The organism is Fodinicurvata sediminis DSM 21159, assembly GCF_000420625.1.
Classification (GTDB): Bacteria; Pseudomonadota; Alphaproteobacteria; order Kiloniellales; family DSM-21159; genus Fodinicurvata; species Fodinicurvata sediminis.
Map to the genome: position 1 here is coordinate 385,650 of NZ_ATVH01000014.1, position 18,674 is coordinate 404,323.

Sequence of the window (18,674 nt, forward strand, 5' to 3'; positions counted from 1 at the left end):
AACAGGGGCCTTGTGGCTGCCCCACTGGCCGGCAGTCGCCCGAAAGAGCGGCACCGGATCAGGGCTGGACGCAGAAGACATGAGGTTCTATCACCCCCCGCAAGGCTAAAGGCAAACCCGGAGTACAGCATACCATGAAGTTTTTCATCGATACCGCCGATCTGGACGAGATCCGCGACCTTGCGGCGACCGGTCTTGTCGACGGCGTTACCACGAATCCATCGCTGATCGCCAAGAACGGCGGCGATTTTCTTGAGGTCATCAAACAGATTTGCGCTGTCGTACCGGGGCCTGTCTCCGCCGAAGTCACCGCGACCGACCACGAAACCATGCTGGCCGAAGGGCGTCACCTGGCCAAGCTGGCGGACAATGTCTGCGTGAAGGTCCCGCTGACTCCTGATGGACTGAAAACCTGCAAGGCGCTGTCCGACGAGGGCACCAAGGTCAACGTCACGCTCTGTTTCTCTCCAGTCCAGGCCCTGTTGGCCGCCAAGGCCGGCGCAAGCTACATCTCACCCTTCGTGGGGCGGCTGGACGACATCGGAACAGACGGCATGGAGCTGATCGGCCAGATCGTCGAGATCTATGCCAACTATCCGGACCTTCAGACCGAGGTCCTGGTCGCCTCCGTGCGCTCACCGATGCATGTGGTCGAGTCGGCCCGACTGGGCGCCGACGTGGCCACCCTGCCTCCAGCGGTTCTGCGTTCGCTGTTCAAGCATCCGCTGACCGACAAGGGGCTCGATGCCTTCCTGGCCGACTGGGCCAAGACGGGCCAGAGCATTCTGGGCAAGTGAGATGACACGCAAACGGCAAGACGCCGCGCAGGAACCAACCAAGGCGCAGGAGCCCGTCGGCTCCGAAGCCGTGGCGCGCACGGCGATCAATGCCGATATGGTGGCGGCCTGGCTGCGCCGGCATCCGGACTTCCTGGCCCGCCATCCGGATATTCTCGATTCCCTGGACCCTCCGCCCACGCCTGGCCTGAAGGACGCCGGGCGCAGTGTGATCGACATGCAGCAGGCCATGGTCTTGCGCTTGCGTCAGGAAAACGAGGAATTGCGGCGTACGCGCGACGAGATGGTCACAACGCTGCGCGGCAATCTTCACTCGCAGCACAAGATCCACGAAGCCGTGGTCACCCTGCTCTCGGCACAGTCCTTCGAGCACCTGATCGAAACCATTTCCAACGAGGTGATGGTGCTGTTGGACCTGGATGCCACCAGCCTCTGTGTCGAGAACGAGACCGGCAAGGTCCCTCAGATGCACATCGGCCGCATCCAGTGCTTGCCCGCCGACAGCGTCAATGCACTGTTCGGGCCCTCCGCCCGGGTGGTCCTGCGCGACCACCAGCCGGGGGACCCCGCTCTCTTCGGCCCGGCAAGCGAGCTGGTCCAGTCCGACGCGCTTCTCAGGCTGTCGATATCCGCCAGCACACCCCCCGCCCTGCTGGCCCTGGGCAGCCGCGATCCGGATCACTTCTCCAGCAGTCAGGGCACCGAACTGCTGCAGTTCCTGGGCCTCTGCCTTGAACGACTGATACGCGGATGGCTGGAAATACCGGAATAGTCCCCGGCCTTCAGGCCAACAGCGACCTGCTGCACCTCATCGAGAGCTGGCAGCGCTGGCTGGCCCATGAGAAGCGCATGTCCACTCATACCCTCCAGGCCTATAACCGCGATCTGGGCGCGTTCCTGTCCTTTCTGGGGGCCCATCACGGACAGCTGCCGGATACCAAGCTTCTGGCCGGGTTGAACACGGCAGATTTTCGAGCCTGGATGACGAAGCGCACGCTGGACGGTCTTCAGAAAAGCTCATCTGCCCGGGCGCTGTCCACACTGCGCAACTTCTATCGTTGGGCGGCCCGAAACGGACATTTCGACAACCCCGCGATCACCGCCCTGCGCAGCCCACGCCTGGCCCTTCAGGTACCCAAGGCACTCGACGAACAGGATGCCCGCAGCGCGATGGAGGCCGTTCACGAACTCGACGAACGCCCCTGGATCGGCAAGCGCGACACGGCCGTTCTGCTTCTTCTCTACGGGGCTGGCCTGCGCATCAGCGAGGCATTGTCCCTGACCCCGGCAGACCTGCCGGACGCAGGCCAGGAAGGCCTTGTGGTCACCGGCAAGGGCAACAAGCAACGCCAACTGCCACTGCTGCCCGTGATCAGGGAAGCCATCCGGGACTACATGAACAGCTCTCCACATGACCTGCCGCCGGACCGACCGCTGTTTCGCGGCGTGCGCGGCGGCCCTCTGTCCGCCAGGGTGATTCAGGGACGCATGCAGCAGCTGCGTGGACTCCTGGGCCTGCCCGAGAAGGCAACGCCCCATGCGCTGCGTCACTCCTTTGCCACCCACCTGCTGGCCGATGGCGGCGACCTGCGCACCATCCAGGAACTGCTGGGCCACGCTTCCCTCTCGACGACCCAACGCTACACGGCAGTGGACGCCGCAGGCCTGCGCCGGGTCTACGACCAGGCGCATCCGCGGGCCCGGCGCGGCGACTGAGCGCACCTAGGCAATTCAGCGCATGCTTTCGCGGAAGGTCTTTAGAATGCGCAAAGCGGTCGGATCTTGAGCATGAACAGGCTGATTTCCCTGAAGAAATCTCGTCACACCTGTTTCCTCCAGGTTTTCGCGATCCAGCCTCCTGAACCCCATCGACCAGTTGTCGAACAGCCGCTTCTCAGCGGGCAGATTCAGGATTTCCGTCATGCCGTGGTGCCGCGTGTCATTTCCGATCGTTTTCTTCAGGGCCGAGACCTCAGCCTTCGGTCCTTCAAGAACCTGCATGAAGTTGCCTTCGACATAGAGAAGCATCCCCGTAATGCCCCGCTTTCGATTGTTGCGGCGGCTGGTGCGGAGAATGTCGACGAGATGATCTTCACCCATCAGGTTGTTCGCGCTGCTAACGTACAGCAGCAGAGTCAACTCACAGGGCTGTGAGGGAGTTTCTATATTCGATTTCATGGAAAGTGTCTGGAAAATACTGCGAGGATTGTCTTGCCGGGCCTCCTTCATCGGGGCCTCGTAAGAGAACTGCTTCGCGCTTCCGTTTCGGCAAGGGCCAAAGTGCGTGTTGCCGCGCTTTTTTTTCGGACAGAGCCTAGAACATCGCCTCCAGCACCCGATCCGGCGGTGTATGGCCATCGACAAAGGTCTTGATGTTGATGATGACCTTTTCGCCCATGGCATGACGGCCTTCGATGGTGGCCGAGCCCATGTGCGGCAGGGTCACGACATTGGAAAGCTTCAAAAGCTTGGGATTGATGGCCGGCTCATGCTCGAAGACATCCAGGCCGGCCCCGGACAGGTCACCCGATCCGAGCATGCGCACCAAGGCGTTTTCGTCGATCACCTCGCCGCGGCTCGTATTGACCAGGATCGAATCCGGCCGCATCAATTTCAGCCGGCGCGCGGAGAGGAGGTGATAGGTGGCCGGCGTATGCGGACAATTCACCGAAACGATGTCCATTCGGGCCAGCATCTGGTCCAGGCTTTCCCAATAGGTTGCCTCCAGCGGCTTCTCGATATCCTCATGCAACCGGCGCCGATTGTGATAGTGGACCGAAAGGCCGAAACCCTTGGCCCGGCGGGCCAGCGCCTGTCCGATCCGGCCCATGCCGATGATGCCCAAGCGCTTGCCCCAGATGCGGTGGCCCAGCATCGAGGTGGGGCTCCAGCCCGTCCAGTCGCCCGAGCGGGCCAGGCGCTCGCCTTCCGTAAGGCGGCGCGCGACGGCAAGGATCAGCGCCATGGTCATGTCGGCGGTGTCCTCGGTCAGGACACCTGGCGTGTTGGTCACGGTAATGCCGCGTGCCCTGGCCGTCTTCAGGTCGATGTGATCGACGCCAGTGCCAAACGAAGCGATAAGCTGCAGTTGTTCGCCCGCCTGGCTGAGAACAGCGGAGTCAATACGATCCGTCACGGTGGGAACCAGGACATCGGCCTTGCGCACAGCCTCGATCAGCTCGGCCTGTCCCATGGGGGTGTCATCCAGGTTCAACTGGCAATCGAAAAGCTCCATCATGCGGGTTTCGATCAGGTCCGGAAGCCGCCGGGTGACAATGACCTTGGGTTTGTTCATGGAATTGCGTCCGTTGCCTGGTTTATGACTTTCCGCCCGACACGCCTCCACTCGACAGGCGATTACGCGCGTTTAGCAGGGGCCTACGCCGTTTGTCCAGCCTGCGGGACTTGACCTGAATCGATGAACCCGCCTAGCTAGATTGAACGAAATCTTCGGTCTGTTCCATCGTGCGCACAATCCCTGTCTTCATTCTGGCTGCATTTTTCATGCTTCTTGTCGCACTTGGCGCCCCACGGGCCCAGGAAGGCGAAGCTACTGGCACGACGAACGAGCGCAGCGAAGTGGAACGTCCAGGGCGCACTGGCCTGCCCATCCCGCGTTTCGTCTCCCTTCAATCCAACGAGATCAACCTACGCAAGGGGCCGGGAATACGCTATCCCATAAAGTGGGTTTATCGTCGCCGTGGCCTGCCTGTGGAAATCATCGACGAATTCACCACCTGGCGGCGCATTCGCGACTGGGAGGGGACAGTCGGCTGGGTTCACCAATCCATGTTGAGCGGCAAGCGCACTCTGCGCATCCTGCCAGGGGCCGAGGACGAACGCCGCATACTGCTGTATGAGCACCCCTCGAACACCGCGGAAGCCGTGGCAGAACTGGAGCCCGGTGCCTTGGGCAATCTGGAGAGCTGTGAAGACACTTGGTGTCGTGCCGCCTTTTCCGGGCTGGAAGGCTGGCTGCCGCGCACTGCCTTTTTTGGCGCCTACGAGAACGAAGAACTGGACTGACGGCCCTCAGGCATTCCCTCCAGGAAATGCAGGGCCGCCGTCCAGGCTTTCCATTCCCGTGCTTTTCTTTCTGTGCAAATCAGGCGAAGCCGACAGCCTCAGTCAAAGTCTGCTGCCAATGCGGCCCGCGTCTGTTCGGGCAGCACCGTGATGTGGGCATAGGCTTCGTGGGTAAATCCAAGCATCACCTTGGCGCCTTCTTCACGGAAAGCCGCAACCTGGGCATCGGTGAAGGAGAAATGTATGAACTGCACCGACGAGGCCTTGCCGTCAGCGGTCGTGCGGTCCACGTCCTCCTCGGGTTGTCCCTGGACGCGGTCCCCGTTGATCTCGAAGAATGCTGTTTCCTCAACACCGCCCAGCTTGGACAGGAAGGCCGCACGGCGCACCGGATCGTCGATTTCGAACATGACGGTCGCCACAAGTTCACGCCCCTTGGGAATCAAGGGATTGTAGGCGCTCAGTTCATCTGCAATCTGCTCTTCGCCGCCCTTTTCGATATAGAGCATTTCCTGGATCTGCGACCACATGGTGTCGTAGTTCTCGAAATAGAAGGTACAGACCGGCCCCACATCGCAGCGACGATGTTTCTTGCGATTGACGAGTTCGCTGCGCAGACGCTTGCGTTCGGCCTCGTATTTCTCCAACGGCCAGATATCGTCGCGTGTGATCTCTTTCTTCGGAGCGGACATTTTCTCAGGGCTCCTTTCGGTTTACCTGAACAGGGGACAGGGCGGCTCAGGCCTTGAATCCATAAGCCTGAGCAAAGAGTTCAATCGGGTGATAGGACATCTCGGGAACGGGTTTGCGCTCATCTTCCTTGGTCTGGGCATCGATCCGCTCCATGCCCTGAAGGATATGGGTTCCCGCCAGAGGGCATTCAGAGGCCACATATTTGGGCGCGTTCTTGTAGACGTCCCTGGCCACGGGTTTACCGATCTTCAGGGCCGTTTCGAAATTGCCCTTCATCACACCCCATGAACCACCATGCCCGGAACAACGCGGCAGCTGCTTGATCTGGGCATCGGGGATCAGCTTCAGCATTTCACGCGCCTTGTTACCCATGTTCTGGGCGCGGGCATGACAGGCAATATGAAGGGCCACACTGCCATCCAGGGGTTCAAGCCCTTCAGCCAGGCCTTCCTTGCCCGCGATATCCACAATGTACTCGGTCACGTCATAGGTGGCCCGGGCCAAGCGCGCGATATCCTCGTTGTCCGGCAGGATCAGCGGCCATTCGAACTTCATCATCAAGGCACAGGATGGAGTCAGTGCAATGATGTCATGCCCCTTGTCGACCCAAGGCAACAGTTCCTCAGCGACCTTCTTGGCGCCTTCGGCAACGGTCTCGATTTCGCCCTTCTCGAACTGCGGCATGCCGCAGCACTGGGGATAGGCCACTTCGGTTTCGACACCGTTGTGCGCCAGCACCCGGCGCGCGGCCTGGCCAATGGAGGTCTCGTTGTAGTTTGCAAAACAGGTGGCGTAGATTACCGCCTTGCGTCCATGCGCCGGGGCCTTGTCATTAGCAGACAGGCTGTCGTTGCTGGCCTCGGCCTCCAGCGTCTTGGAAGAGTATTTCGGCAGGGCCGCGTTGCGATCTACCCCGGCCAGGGACTCCAGGACCGGTCTGGTCAGGCCGTTCTTGGTATCGCTGGCCCAGTTCGCCAGTCCCGAGAATGCGGTGCCCAGCTTGCCGTTGCGATCCGTCTTCGTCAGTTCACCGGCCAGCCCTTCCTTCTTGCCATGGTGTATCTCGGCCGCCCGATACCGCAGCATGAGGTGAGGAAAATCGACATCGAACTCATGTGGCGGGACATAGGGACAGCTGACCATGAAGCACATGTCGCACAGGGTACAGGCATCGACGACCTGCTTGTAATCGGCCTTGTCAACGGTATCCAACTCCATGCTCGGGGCGTCGTCGATCAGGTCGAAAAGCCTGGGGAAGGAATCGCAAAGATTGAAGCAGCGTCGACAGCCGTGACAAATGTCGAAGACGCGCTCCATTTCTTCGTGAATCTTGTCCCAGTCATAGAAGTCCGGGTCATTCCAATCGAGGGGATGACGCACCGGGGCGTCCAGACTGCCTTCACGCATATCTCACTCCGGAAATGGCTTGTGCGGAACAGCGAAGCATCAAGCCCACGCGGCACGGCGGCCGATCCCGCCATGCGCCGCAAGCCAGTGCAGGTCAGCTCGAACGAAAAACGGGGCCCTGCTCGCCAGGGCCCCGTTTGATCGAGCCTGCTCAGCTCATGGTTTCCAGAGCTTTCTGAAAGCGACCGGCATGGGAACGCTCGGCCTTGGCCAGCGTTTCGAACCAGTCGGCAATCTCGTCGAAACCCTCTTCCCGGGCGCTGCGCGCCATGCCGGGGTACATGTCGGTGTACTCATGGGTTTCACCAGCAACAGCCGCCTTCAGGTTCAGCTCGGTCTCGCCGATCGGCTCACCGGTTGCCGGATCACCGACCTCTTCCAGGAACCCAAGGTGACCATGCGCGTGACCGGTTTCACCCTCGGCCGTGGAACGGAAGACAGAAGCCACGTCGTTGAAGCCCTCGACGTCGGCTTTCTGTGCAAAATAGAGGTAACGGCGATTGGCCATGCTCTCGCCGGCGAAGGCATCTTTCAGGTTCTGCTCGGTCTTCGTACCTTTCAAAGACATCTTGATCTCTCCCCAAATCTTTCTGGACTTTTTACCTATGCCTAGCATCAGGCTTCTGTGCCCAATCCTATGAACAAAAAAAATAACCTGTCAAGATTTTTAGACAGGTTCTAAAATTTTTGGGAATGCCTGAGATAAGGAAAGAACCGAACAAGGCCCAGCTTCAGCAAGCTGCTGGATCGAGCTCGCTACCGGCGTACCTAGTCGTCGGAAACGCGTATGATGACATCCACGCGCTGGACCTTGGCGCCCTCGGGAGGTGTCGGCACCGAACTCAACTGGACCTCCTCGCCCGGAATGTCCACGAGCTTCCCACTCTCCTCAAAGAAGAAGTGGTGATGATCGCCTATGTTCGTATCGAAATAGGAACGACCTGGCTCGACGACAACCTCGCGCAGCAGCCCAGCTTCGGTGAACTGGTTCAGCGTGTTGTAGATGGTTGCCAGCGAAACACGGACACCCTGGGCCATGGCCTCGGCATGCAGCTGCTCCGCCGTCACATGCCTTTCGACAGGCTGCCCGTCGGTCTCGAACAGAAGCTTGCCCAAGGCCAACCGCTGCCGCGTGGGCCGCAAGCCGGCCTCCTTCAGGCGATCAATCAATCCGCTATAGGGTCGCTGTGTTGTCATGCCCGTAATATAACGCAATAAGCGGAATATGAAAGGTATTTTTCAAACGCTTAACCGGCTAATTGGAAGAAGTCGAAGTTGACCATGGGCAATTTCGAATGTCAGGCTGTCAATGAGGCTTTCCGTAAGCGCTTGAGTCGGGTATTCCCTCTCCCGGAATATCGGCACAGAAAGATACCGGAACACCGCTTTTCAATCCCCATCAAGTTCCCTAAGGTGAGCCTGTGACTGAAAAGAAGAACAGCTATAGTTTTGAAGACCTTCTGGCCTGTGGGCACGGGAAGCTATTTGGCCCCGGCAATGCGCAGTTGCCTCTACCGCCCATGCTGATGTTCGACCGCATTTCGCATATCAGCGAAGAAGGCGGCGAGCATGGCAAGGGCGAGATCATTGCCGAACTGGATGTCAGGCCGGATCTCTGGTTCTTCGACTGCCATTTTGAAGGCGATCCCGTCATGCCCGGATGTCTGGGACTGGACGCGCTTTGGCAATTGGTCGGATTTTTCCTGGGCCGTACGGGAGCACCCGGCAAGGGCCGCGCACTCGGTGTGGGCGAAGTCAAGTTCACCGGCCAGGTGCTGCCCGATATCAAGAAGGTTACCTACAAGCTCAACCTCAAGCGTGTGATCCTGCGCAAGCTCGTCATGGGCATTGCCGACGGCACCGTTCTGGCGGACGACAATCCCATTTACGAGGCAAAGGATCTACGCGTTGGGCTTTTCCAGGCCGAAAGCGTGTCCCAGGGGTAATGACGGACGCCGGGATAGCGAGGAACGCGGCAAGCTCTTGCGGCGCCTTGTCCTCTTCTCCCGGGAGGTACAGGGTGGCAAACTGCCCGGATCTCACCATTCAGCCAACTAAGGAATGATATCATGCGACGCGTTGTCGTGACCGGACTTGGAATCGTCTCGAGCATCGGGAATAACCGCGATGAAGTGGTCGACTCCCTGCGTGCGGGACGTTCCGGTATCGTGAAGGCGGAAGACTATGCGGAAATGGGTTTCCGCAGCCAGGTCAAGGGCTCCATCGATATCAACCTGGAAGATCACATCGACCGCCGCCTGCGCCGCTTCATGGGCGACGGTGCGGCTTTCAACTACATCGCCATGCAGCAGGCGATTGCCGATGCCGGCCTTGAGGAGAAAGAGGTCAGCCACGAGCGGACCGGCCTGATCATGGGCTCAGGCGGCCCCTCGACCTCGAACCAGGTCGAAGCCGCGGACATCGCGCGAAGCAAGGGGATCAAGCGAATCGGCCCCTACATGGTTCCGCGCTGCATGTCCTCGACGAACTCGGCCAATCTCTCGACCTCGTTCAAGATCAAGGGCATCAGCTATTCTATCTCTTCAGCATGCTCCACATCGGCGCACTGCATCGGCAATGCCGCGGAAATGATCCAGTGGGGCAAGCAGGACGTCATGTTTGCCGGCGGCGGCGAAGAACTGCACTGGAGTCTTTCCATGCTCTTCGATGCCATGGGCGCCATGTCCTCACACTACAATGACACGCCCGACAAGGCCTCTCGCCCCTATGATACCGGTCGCGACGGCTTCATCATCTCGGGCGGTGGCGGCGTGCTGATCCTTGAAGAACTGGAACACGCCAGGGCACGGGGCGCGAAAATCTATGCCGAAATTGCCGGCTATGGTGCCTCCTCGGACGGGGACGACATGGTCGCGCCTTCCGGCGAAGGCGCCGTGCGGTGCATGCGGCAAGCCCTGGAGACGCTGGAGGGGCAAAGGGTTGACTATATCAACACCCACGGCACCTCGACACCGGTTGGTGATGGTACGGAGCTACAGTCCATTCGCCAGGTTTTTGGCAACGACCTGCCCCGCATCAGCTCGACCAAATCCATGACCGGGCACGCTCAAGGCGCAGCTGGCGTCACGGAAGCCATCTATTCGCTGCTGATGATGGACGAGGGCTTCCTGGCACCCTCCATCAACATCGATGACCCCGATCCGGAGGCCGAAGGCATTCCAATCGTTCAGAACAAGAGCGAGGACGGCGAATTGAACTGCGTTCTCTCCAATTCCTTCGGTTTCGGAGGCACCAATTGCACCCTGGCCATGCGGCGCCTTCGGGACTAGCGCGCCGGCAATCTCTGCAACACGACAAGAAAGGGCTGGATGAACATGGGCTTGATGAGCGGCAAGCGTGGCCTCGTAATGGGGGTTGCAAACGACCATTCGATCGCCTGGGGAATCGCCAGAGAGGTTGCCAATGCCGGGGCCGAACTGGCCTTTACCTACCAGGGAGAAGCCTTTGGGAAGCGCGTGAAGCCGCTCGCCCAGTCACTGGGAAGCTATATCCTGTTGCCTTGCGACGTGGACGACAGCGACGGCGTGGCCAATACCTTTGCTGAGCTTCGCAAGCACTGGGACAGCCTGGACTTCGTGCTGCATGCTGTCGCCTATTCCGACAAGGACGAACTGAAGGGGCGCTACCTGGACACGAGCCGGGACAATTTCGCCAAGACCATGGCGATTTCCTGCTATTCCTTTACCGAGGTCGCGCGTGAAGCTCAGGCCATGATGACCTCTGGCGGGGCATTGCTGACCCTGACCTACCTGGGCGCCACCCGCGTCACGCCGAACTACAACGTTATGGGCGTGGCCAAGGCGGCCCTGGAAGCCAGTGTGCGCTACTTGGCAACCGATCTCGGACCCAACAACATCCGCGTGAATGCCATTTCGGCCGGACCGATGCGCACCCTGGCGGGCTCGGCCATCGCCAATGCGCGCTTCACCTATGGCTGGAGCCGGGATCAGGCCCCTCTCAATCGTTCCGTCGAACTGGAGGAGGTTGGCGGCGCTGGCCTCTACCTGATGTCCGATCTGGCTGACGGCGTCACCGGAGAGATCCACTATGTGGATTGCGGCTACAACCTGATCGGCATCCCCAGTCCGCAGCGGATGACACAAAGCGAGGTCGACAAGGCCCGTACGAACGATTGAGGGGCCGCAAGGCAACCGCCAGACAGTTCCGGTCTTCCAGACTGCCGTTTCACGGCTGCAGATTTTCATAAAAAAGCCCCGGTCGGGACCTTCGACCGGGGCTTTTTCGTCAGCGTAACGGCATGATCACTCCAAGAGGCGATTCCACCAGCCACGCTTGCGTGGGCGCTTCTTGGGCTGAGGCTGCTCGGCCTCCTCCGGTTTTTCGGAGGCTTGCTCAGGCTCAGCGCTTTCCTGAGCATGACCATTTCCGCTCGAAGTCTCTTCCGGTTGAGCCTCCTGGCTGGACTGCTGCGTATCAGGCTGAGTCTGGCCATTGCTCGAGGCGGCCGCGTTGGAGTCCGTCCCAGACTCGTCCACTGAGGCTTCCTCAGAGCGGGGTGCCTCCTCCTCGACTTTCTTGGCCGTGGACTTGCGTGTCGCAGTCCTGCGCCGAGGGGCTGGTTTCTTCACCGGCTTCTCGCCAGCTTCGCTATCCTGCGCTTCACCTTCTGCTTGCTCTGCTGGCGCAGCCGGCACAGCCGAATCTTCAGCAGCCTCCACTGCAGGCTCGCTTTTCTTGCGGCTGCGCCGCGTACGCTTTTTCGGAGCTTCCTCAGCTGTCTCGCCTTCGGCAGAAGCCTCTTCGGTGGCATCCGCAGCTTTCCGGCGACGGCTTCGACGTGGTTTGGCCGGTGCGGCCTCTTCCTGCTGTGTGTCTTCATCAGCAGGCGTGGCGACCTCTGCATCAGCGGCAGATGAGGTACTGTCTCCAGCGCCCGATTCAGCCGCTGCAGCCTCGGCTTGCGGCTTCCGGCTGCGCCGTGTACGGCGCCTGGGCTTCGGCTTTTCTTCAGCACCTTCCGCAGCCTGTTCGTCACTTTGCGAACCGTCTACCGAGGATTCTGGGCTCGCATCGGCAGTCGCTTCGGCAGTCGGCTCATCGGACGGCTGCTGCGGTGCCGCTTCATCATCACTTTCGCTATCGGCAGATGCGCCTTCGCCGTCCCGAGAGTCCGCCTGCTGGTTGTCCTCACCATCTCGACGGCCGCGGCGTCGACGGCCACCTCGACGACCACGGCGGCGACGGCGACTCTTCTGCTCTTCGGTTTCCTCGTCCTCACCCCCTCGAGCGTCCTCACCCCCTCGGGCTTCAGCAGTGACTGTTTCCTCCTCCTTGTCCTCGGAGTCGTCGCTGCTCTGGGTTTCCGTCTCCTCGCCTTCGCCGTCCCCACGACGGCGACGGCGGCCTCCGCGACGGCCACGGCGGCGGCGGCCGCTCTCTTCATCGGATTGCTTGCCGCGGTCCTCGTCTTCGGAAGCAGACTCCGTCTCTTCATTTTCTGCTTCGGACTGCTCCACAACCTGTGCAGCTTCCCCGGGAGGAGCAGAGGAGTCATAGTTCAGTCGCTGCAGGGAAAAGTCCTGGGGACCAAGCTCGCTGTCCGGCTGCACGACCACCTGAAGATCGAAGCGTTCTTCGATACGCCGCAGGTCTTCGCGCTTGTCATTGAACAGCATCATCATGACGTCGACCGGCAGGCGCACTTCCACCTTGCCGCCGCCTCGCCGCACAGCCTCGTCGGTCACGGCCCGCAACAGCGTGGAACTGACTGCGTCAGGCGAACGCAGGTGCCCTGTTCCTCGACAGACCGGACAGGCGATGTTCACCGTTTCGAACAGGCTGGGGCGAAGGCGCTGTCGCGAGAGCTCCAGAAGGCCAAAAGGACTGATTCGTCCCAACTGGATCCGTGCGCGGTCATTGCGCATGGCCTCCTTCAGGCGTCGCTCCACCTCGCGGTTATGCTTGCCATCCTCCATGTCGATGAAATCGATCACCACCAGTCCGGCCAGGTCGCGAAGACGCAACTGGCGCGCCACCTCATCGGCAGCCTCCAGGTTGGTCTTGAGCGCTGTCTCCTCGATATGCCGTTCCCGCGTGGAGCGCCCGGAGTTCACGTCGATCGAAACCAGCGCTTCAGTGGGATTGATAACGATCGACCCGCCGGACTTGAGCTGGACCGTATGGCTGTACATGGCCTCAAGCTGTTCTTCCACCTGATGACGGTGGAACAGCGGGGCGGTAGGGTCAGTGTGCTGAACAACCCGACGCGCATGACTGGGCATCAGCATCTTCATGAAGGACTTGGCGGCCTTGTAGCCTTCCTCGCCCTCCACGAGGATCTTCTCCATGTCCCGCGTATAGACATCCCGGATCGCCCGCTTGATCAGATTCGCTTCCTCGTGGATCAGGCTGGGCGCCGTGGAGGACAATGTCTTGTTGCGTATATCATCCCACAACCGCAGCAGGTATTCGTAGTCACGGCGAATTTCTGTCTTATTGCGCTGGCTGCCGGCCGTGCGCACGATGACGGCCATCCCGTCCGGGATATCCAGTTCCGAGACCACGGATTTCAGACGCTTGCGATCGGCGGCATTGCTGATCTTGCGGCTGATCCCCCCGCCCTTGGCGGTATTGGGCATAAGCACGCAGTAGCGTCCGGCCAGGGACAGGTAAGTTGTCAGAGCGGCACCCTTGTTGCCACGTTCTTCCTTGGTGACCTGGACCAGCATCACCTGGCGGCGCTTGATGACTTCCTGGATCTTGTAGCGGCGCAGCAGCTGGATGCGGCGGCGTTCGACCTCATCGTCCTCGTCCCCGCCGACTGTGTCCACGGAGTTCTCGGTGGCAACTTCCTCGACGGAACTGTCGCCGCCCGGCTCGTCATCCTCATCGTCACGGCCATTGGCCTGACTGGACTGACGCGAGCTTCTGTCCTCCTGGTCCTCGCCATTCCCGTCACCCTGGGATTCTTGGGCGCGCTGCTCCGCTTCCTCGGCCAGGAGCTTTTCGCGATCGGCGATGGGGATGCGGTAATAGTCGGGATGGATTTCGCTGAAGGGCAGGAAGCCGTGGCGGTTTCCGCCATACTCGACAAAGGCGGCCTGAAGGGAAGGCTCAACCCGTGTTACCTTGGCAAGATAGATATTGCCCTTGAGTTGGTGTTTGGTGGCTGTCTCGTAGTCAAATTCTTCAACCCGATTGCCATTGACCACCACCACCCGGGTTTCTCCCTGGCGGGTGGCATCGATTAGCATGCGTTGTGCCATAAAAGCGTGACTCCAGTTCGCGCCCGGCGGCGGCCTTGCCCATCAGGGGTGGCGCTGCCGGCAACGCGGAAATAAGTTGAATGTAAGACTTCATTTCGAACGGCTCCAGAAATGGTACTGCGATTTCCACCAGGTGAGACTATCTCTCCTGCCGGTCATGCCATGCGCTGAATTATGACTGCGATTCTGCATGTAACCGACTTCCCGGTTGAAAGGGCGGCAACCCATCATCGGGTTGCGAGCCGTCCTGGACGAATCCTGCTAAACCTGCCGCTATGAACGGCGAACCTTGGCGGCGCCTTATCGAAATGCCGCGCCTGCTTTCGGGCCGCTTCACGGAAGATGTTCGAAGAAGCTCTGCCTGCATCGAACATTCAGGCAACTCCTACCCTATTAGTGCAAAAGCGTCACGGCAATGCTTTTGCGCAACAAAGCTGTCAAAACTTTCTATTTTCATTGCACTGTATCCAGCAGAAAGCTATCCTTGATAAGCAAGGTTATTCAGGAAGATAGGCAATGATCTTCAACCGCACATACAGAACGAGCGCGGTCAGGGCGCCAATTCTCCTGTTTCTCGCTTTCCTTGCGAGTCTGGTTCTGGCCGGCAGTGCGATCGCCAAGCCTCTTGTCGAAGACGCGCGAATCGGCATTCATCCGGACAAGACACGCTTCGTTCTGGAACTCAGTGAACGCCCCCAGTACCGGATATTCACCATCGACGATCCCTACAGACTGGTCATCGACCTGCCTGAACTGGATTGGCCCGACCGGAAGGAAACGACTCCCCAGGCCGCAGGCCTTGTTTCGGCCCTTCGCTATGGCCTCTTCACGCCGGGTACGAGTCGTGTGGTTCTGGACCTGTCCCGGCCTGCGGAAGTTGCAGAGATTCTGACCCTTCCCCCGCGTGACGGACGCCAGCACCGCCTGGTCGTCGACATGGCGGAGATCGAACCGGCCGTCTTTCGTAAACGCGCGCAACGCAAGGTCCACCGCTCGGACGATGCCCTCAGGCAAGCGTCGCTTGCCATGCCATCGCCTCCGCAAAAGCCGGCCCGGAACCGGCGGCCAACCATTGTCGTGGATGCCGGACATGGAGGTGTCGACCCAGGTGCCATCGGCGTTTCCGGAACACGCGAAAAGGACCTTGTCCTGACCTACGCGCGTGCCCTGCGGGATAAACTGAAAGGATCCGGGCGTTACAACGTGGTTATGACCCGCGACGATGACCGCTTCATCCCCTTGCGCGGCCGCGTGGACATCGCAGAAAAACACAACGGCGACCTGTTCATCTCGCTGCACGCCAACACCAACCCCTCAAGCCGGGTGAAGGGAGCATCTGTCTACACCCTGTCCGAAAACGCCTCAGATGCCGAAGCGGCCGCCCTTGCGGCCAAGGAAAACCGCTCCGACGTGATTGCGGGAGTCGACCTCTCGAACGAAAACCCTGACGTCTCGCAGATCCTGATCAGCCTTGCGCGGCGTGATGCCATGAACAGCTCGAAGAGCTTTGCCAATGTCACCGTTAAGGAGTTGGGAAAGCGTGTGGACTTGCTGCGCAACACCCATCGCTTCGCGGGTTTTGCCGTGCTCAAGTCGACTTCGGTACCCTCCGTCCTCTTCGAGATCGGGTACATGTCGCATCCCGCCGAAGAACAGCAACTGCAATCCGCCGCGCACAGGAAGAGACTGATCGACGGCCTGTTCCAGGCCATAGACCGGCACTTCGATGTCCAGCAGGCCTACAACCGCAACTGAAGCACCAATCTATCCGCTGGTCATTCCGCACGGAGGCCGCAGCACCCCTGTGCATTGCTTGAACAGCCTGTGTGATTTGAAAAACCTGTCACCTGCCCATCTCATGATTCGATGCAACACTGTCGCGGATATGCCATAATCCTGAAAGTGAATGGGATCTCTCGGATGTGGAACGCCTACGGCGCCCCTCGAAGGGTCCTTCCCAGCAAGTGAACTGAACGGTCGGTATGTTCATAAGACTTCTCTCCATACTTTTCGGTGCGCTCGTGCTTGGCCTTGTCGTGGCCGCCGGTGCCGGGCTCTACCTGTTTCATCATTACGGCAAGGACCTGCCGGATTACGAGCAGCTGGCCGATTATCAGCCACCGACTGTCACTCGGGTTCATGCCGGGGATGGACGCCTGCTGGACGAACTTGCCATCGAGAACCGCATCTTTGTGCCAATGGAAGCGATGCCGGACATGATGAAGCAGGCTTTCATCGCAGCCGAGGATCAGAACTTCTATAGCCACCCCGGCATTGACGTACTGTCCATTGTCCGCGCCGCCATCACCAATCTGCGGAACCTGGGCACCAACCAGCGCCCCGTAGGCGCCTCGACCATTACCCAGCAGGTGGCGAAGAACTTCCTTCTGAGCAATGAAGTCAGTCTCGAACGCAAGATCCGTGAAGCCATCCTGTCGATCCGCATGGAACGCGCCCTTCCCAAGGATCGTATTCTCGAGCTTTACCTGAACGAGATTTACCTGGGCATGGGTTCCTATGGCGTGGCATCGGCGGCGATCAATTACTTCAACAAATCCATGGATGAACTCACCCTGGATGAAGTGGCTTACCTGGCTGCCTTGCCAAAGGCCCCCAGCAACTATCACCCCATTCGCAAGAAGGAAGCGGCCATCGCGCGCCGCAACTGGGTGCTCGGGCGCATGCTGGAAGACGAGGTCATCACAGAGGAACAGGCTGAAACCGCACGCGCCGCCGACCTGGAAATCCACAGCCGCGACGCAACCGAGGTTACCCGCGCCGACTTCTTTTCCGAAGAAGTGCGCCGTAAACTGGTCAAGCAGTTCGGGGACGATCAGGTCTATAACGGCGGCATGTCCGTGCGAACCTCGCTGGACCCGGAATTGCAGGAGATCGCACGTAAAACCCTACGCGACGGTCTGATTTCCTATGATCGTCGTCACGGCTGGCGCGGGGCGCTGGGTCAGATCGAATTCGGCGAGCAGGGCTGGGCCCAAAGTCTGAACGAACTGCCCATTCCTCCGTCTGCCGAACCCTGGAACATGGCCGCCGTCCTGGAACTCGACGAATCCGAGGCGCGCATCGGCCTGACGGACGGCTCGCGTGGCCGCATCCCGATGTCGGAACTCACCTGGGCGCGCCCCGCACTGGAAAACCAGGCTGTAGGCGCCCAGCCTTCAACACCGTCCGATGTTCTGGAAGTTGGGGACGTTATCCTGGTCGAAGCGCTGGAAGCCGAGCAAACTGATGGAGAAAGCGCCGCGGACAATGCAGAAGCTCAAGAAGAATCGTCGGTCCAGGACTATGGCCTGCGCCAGATTCCAGCCGTCAATGGAGCGCTGGTAGCTTTGAACCCCCACACCGGCCGTGTGCTTGCCATGCAGGGCGGATTCTCCTTCGCGCAAAGCGAATTCAATCGTGCCACCCAAGCCATGCGGCAACCGGGCTCCTCCTTCAAGCCCTTCGTCTACCTGACGGCGCTGAACAATGGCTTCACTCCTTCTACAATAATCCTGGATGCACCCTTCGTGGCAGACCAGGGCCCCGGGCTCGGCAAATGGCGTCCCAGCAACTACACGAACCGCTTCTATGGACCGACGCCCATGCGCATTGGCATCGAGAAGTCTCGCAATCTGATGACCGTGCGGCTGGCTCAGACAGTCGGTATCGAGAAGGTGGCCAACACGGCGGAGCGCTTCGGCGTCTTCGAGCATGACGTGATGCCAACCCTGTCCCTTGCGCTTGGCGCAGGCGAGACCACAGCCCTGCGATTGACGGCCGCCTATGCCAAGCTCGTCAATGGCGGCAAGGAGATCACACCCACCTTCATCGACCGCGTCCAGGGACGCCTGGGCCAGACACTGTTCCGGAACGACGACCGCTCCTGCGAGGCTTGCCGGAACGTAGAATGGAACGGCCAGGCCCCGCCACGCCTGCCTGATGACCGCGAACAGATTGTGAGCCCGGGCAGTGCATATCAGGTCGTCTCCATGCTGGAGGGCGTGGTCCAGCGCGGCACGGCAACGACCGTGGCCCAGGTAGGCAAACCGCTTGCAGGAAAAACCGGTACGACAAATGATTACAAGGACGCTTGGTTCGTCGGCTTCTCGCCCGACCTTGCCGTGGGCGTCTATGTCGGTTTCGACCAGCCCCGCAGTCTCGGCAGCGGCGAAGCCGGTGGCCGGGTTGCCGCCCCCATCTTCCGGGATTTCATGATGGATGCCCTGGAGGATGAACCGCCGATACCCTTCCGCATTCCCGAGGACATTCGCCTGGTCCGCGTCATCCACGAAACCGGGGAAGCGGCCCGTGGCCAGGGCGGTCAGGTGATCTGGGAAGCGTTCCAGGAAGGCACCGGCCCTGAGGATCGGCGGCGCATCACCACGGACGGAAGCATACTGGCCGAGGAACCGACTGGCGGTTCCTCGGTAAGTGGCGGCGATTCGTCCTCGTCCTCCAATGGCAGCACCGGTGGGCTGTACTAGCCCTGGGCAGGTCGGTTATA

16 protein-coding genes are annotated in these 18,674 nt (G+C 60.2%); 9 read left to right on the plus strand and 7 right to left on the minus strand.

Going from position 1 to position 18,674, the window contains the following annotated elements; all coding sequences use genetic code 11:
• Positions 1-134 precede the first annotated feature (134 nt).
• Genes fsa through G502_RS0109740 form a run of 3 tightly spaced genes read left to right on the plus strand, consistent with a single transcriptional unit; the run spans position 135 to position 2,513 of the window.
• Positions 135-797 carry a fructose-6-phosphate aldolase gene (fsa, locus tag G502_RS0109730; protein ID WP_022728484.1) on the plus strand — a complete coding sequence of 221 codons (663 nt, stop codon included), beginning with the start codon at positions 135-137 and terminating at the stop codon, positions 795-797.
• A 1-nt stretch (position 798) separates the two neighbouring features.
• Entirely contained in the window at positions 799-1,569 is a 771-nt protein-coding gene (locus G502_RS0109735) for a DUF484 family protein (protein WP_022728485.1), read from the plus strand.
• Positions 1,548-2,513: a tyrosine recombinase XerC gene (locus tag G502_RS0109740; RefSeq protein WP_022728486.1), complete on the plus strand. Its 966-nt coding sequence runs from the start codon at positions 1,548-1,550 to the stop codon at positions 2,511-2,513. The genes G502_RS0109735 and G502_RS0109740 overlap by 22 nt, the downstream gene beginning before the upstream one ends.
• A 15-nt stretch (positions 2,514-2,528) precedes the next feature.
• On the opposite strand, the gene G502_RS0109745 is transcribed toward G502_RS0109740, so the two are convergent.
• Positions 2,529-3,026, minus strand: a complete 498-nt coding sequence (locus tag G502_RS0109745) for a BLUF domain-containing protein (protein WP_022728487.1) — start codon at positions 3,024-3,026, stop codon at positions 2,529-2,531.
• Positions 3,027-3,111: 85 nt separating this feature from the next.
• The gene (locus G502_RS0109750; protein ID WP_022728488.1) at positions 3,112-4,092 is read right to left on the minus strand and encodes a 2-hydroxyacid dehydrogenase; all 981 of its coding nucleotides are present in this window, start codon (positions 4,090-4,092) and stop codon (positions 3,112-3,114) included.
• A 209-nt stretch (positions 4,093-4,301) separates the two neighbouring features.
• Between G502_RS0109750 and G502_RS0109755 the strand changes: the two genes are divergently transcribed.
• Positions 4,302-4,823 (plus strand): SH3 domain-containing protein, encoded by a 522-nt coding sequence (locus G502_RS0109755; RefSeq protein ID WP_081649764.1) that lies wholly within the window; start codon positions 4,302-4,304, stop codon positions 4,821-4,823.
• A 98-nt stretch (positions 4,824-4,921) separates the two neighbouring features.
• On the opposite strand, the gene G502_RS0109760 is transcribed toward G502_RS0109755, so the two are convergent.
• The 4 genes from G502_RS0109760 to irrA form a co-directional block, all read right to left on the minus strand.
• Positions 4,922-5,515, minus strand: coding sequence for a DUF3501 family protein (locus tag G502_RS0109760; RefSeq protein ID WP_022728490.1), 594 nt, complete (start codon positions 5,513-5,515; stop codon positions 4,922-4,924).
• Between the two features lie 46 nt (positions 5,516-5,561).
• A complete protein-coding gene (locus G502_RS0109765) occupies positions 5,562-6,923 on the minus strand; it encodes a (Fe-S)-binding protein (RefSeq protein ID WP_022728491.1) in 1,362 nt (453 codons plus the stop codon).
• Between the two features lie 151 nt (positions 6,924-7,074).
• Complete coding sequence (locus G502_RS0109770; protein WP_022728492.1) at positions 7,075-7,491, minus strand: rubrerythrin family protein; 417 nt, start codon at positions 7,489-7,491, stop codon at positions 7,075-7,077.
• Positions 7,492-7,691: 200 nt separating this feature from the next.
• Positions 7,692-8,120, minus strand: a complete 429-nt coding sequence (gene irrA / locus G502_RS0109775; RefSeq protein ID WP_022728493.1) for an iron response transcriptional regulator IrrA — start codon at positions 8,118-8,120, stop codon at positions 7,692-7,694.
• Between the two features lie 224 nt (positions 8,121-8,344).
• On the opposite strand from irrA, the gene fabA reads away from it, so the two are divergent.
• From fabA to fabI, 3 genes are all read left to right on the plus strand, one after another.
• Positions 8,345-8,869 (plus strand): 3-hydroxyacyl-[acyl-carrier-protein] dehydratase FabA, encoded by a 525-nt coding sequence (fabA, locus tag G502_RS0109780; protein WP_022728494.1) that lies wholly within the window; start codon positions 8,345-8,347, stop codon positions 8,867-8,869.
• A 123-nt stretch (positions 8,870-8,992) separates the two neighbouring features.
• Positions 8,993-10,213: a beta-ketoacyl-ACP synthase I gene (gene fabB / locus G502_RS0109785; RefSeq protein WP_022728495.1), complete on the plus strand. Its 1,221-nt coding sequence runs from the start codon at positions 8,993-8,995 to the stop codon at positions 10,211-10,213.
• A gap of 39 nt (positions 10,214-10,252) precedes the next feature.
• The gene (gene fabI / locus G502_RS0109790) at positions 10,253-11,080 is read left to right on the plus strand and encodes an enoyl-ACP reductase FabI (RefSeq protein WP_022728496.1); all 828 of its coding nucleotides are present in this window, start codon (positions 10,253-10,255) and stop codon (positions 11,078-11,080) included.
• 126 nt (positions 11,081-11,206) lie between these two features.
• Here the strand turns inward: fabI and G502_RS0109795 are convergent, their stop codons facing one another.
• Entirely contained in the window at positions 11,207-14,170 is a 2,964-nt protein-coding gene (locus G502_RS0109795; RefSeq protein ID WP_022728497.1) for an Rne/Rng family ribonuclease, read from the minus strand.
• Between the two features lie 516 nt (positions 14,171-14,686).
• On the opposite strand from G502_RS0109795, the gene G502_RS0109800 reads away from it, so the two are divergent.
• Positions 14,687-15,925, plus strand: coding sequence for an N-acetylmuramoyl-L-alanine amidase (locus G502_RS0109800; protein ID WP_022728498.1), 1,239 nt, complete (start codon positions 14,687-14,689; stop codon positions 15,923-15,925).
• A 227-nt stretch (positions 15,926-16,152) separates the two neighbouring features.
• A complete protein-coding gene (locus tag G502_RS19555; RefSeq protein ID WP_022728499.1) occupies positions 16,153-18,654 on the plus strand; it encodes a penicillin-binding protein 1A in 2,502 nt (833 codons plus the stop codon).
• Positions 18,655-18,674 lie beyond the last annotated feature (20 nt).